Source organism: Pantoea sp. EKM101V (assembly GCF_011800325.1).
GTDB classification, from domain to species: domain Bacteria; phylum Pseudomonadota; class Gammaproteobacteria; order Enterobacterales; family Enterobacteriaceae; genus Pantoea; species Pantoea anthophila.
Window position 1 is genome coordinate 1 of sequence record NZ_JAALFP010000031.1, and the last position, 1,040, is coordinate 1,040.

A 1,040-nucleotide genomic window follows, 5' to 3' on the forward strand; every position below is an offset into this window, starting at 1 on the left:
GATTATTTCGGACATACTTTCGGCTCCGGCATCTGCAGCGGTTCGTTGATTGGGTAGCCCGGCCGGCCGGGGCTCACACAGCTGGTGGTCACTTTCACCTCATCACAGGGCATAAAGTGCACCGTGATCCCGCAGGTTTTTTGCCCCGTATAGTCCGGAACCGGTACTACCGCGCTGTGCTGCTTATTCTGGGCCTTCATTTTTTTTTCCCAGTCCTTATATTTTTCCCAGTCAGCAAAGCCCGGAAACCCCTTTGAGCCACCCACCCCCGTTTCCCAGTCGACATTCACCGTCATACCCGGCCGCCACTTCGCCGGCACACCATAACAGCAGCCGCCCCCGCCGCCCTGATACGGCCCGATGATGTCTATTCCCGACTGACCGTCGACACTGAAATGGTTGATTGCCCATCTGGTATGATTGATGGCAACAATGGTTCCACCACCGCCACTCCGGGTTTCAGCATTCGCCGCCGGCTGGCTGCAGCCCGCCAGCAGCAGGGCACCCGGTACCACAAGGTAAAGTCGTATTTTCATTTGCATTCCTTTGATGAAGAAACAGATGACATGCGTCCTGCTCAGCCATGACTTTTCGGAATGGCATGGCTGAGCATTACTGAAGGGGAATAAAGGTCAGGCTGGTGATTATTGCGGACAGACTTTTGGCTCCGGCATCTGCAGCGGTTCGTTGATTGGGTAGCCCGGCCGGCCGGGGCTCACGCAGCTGGTTGTCACTTTCACCTCATCGCAGGGCATAAAGTGCACCGTGATACCGCAGGTCTTTTGCTCCGTATAGTCCGGAACCGGTACTACCGCGCTGTGCTGCTTATTCTGAGCCTTCATTTTTTTTTCCCAGGCCAGATACTCATCCCATCTGTCAAACCCTGGAAACCCATCCATATCACCCACTCCCGTTTCCCAGTCTATTTTGACTGTCATACCCGGCCGCCACTTTGCCGGCACACCATAGCAGCAGCCGCCCCCGCCGCCCTGATACGGCCCGATGATGTCTATTCCCGACTGACCGTCGACACTGAAATG

Annotated in this window: 2 protein-coding genes; both read right to left on the reverse strand. The window is 55.9% G+C overall.

Features of this window, described 5'->3' with window-relative positions; all coding sequences use genetic code 11:
- Positions 1-2 precede the first annotated feature (2 nt).
- Positions 3-536 (reverse strand): DUF3304 domain-containing protein, encoded by a 534-nt coding sequence (locus HFD92_RS21465; protein WP_167429673.1) that lies wholly within the window; start codon positions 534-536, stop codon positions 3-5.
- A gap of 108 nt (positions 537-644) precedes the next feature.
- A partial coding sequence (locus tag HFD92_RS21470) for a DUF3304 domain-containing protein (protein ID WP_167429674.1) occupies positions 645-1,040 on the reverse strand: 396 nt, incomplete at its 5' end.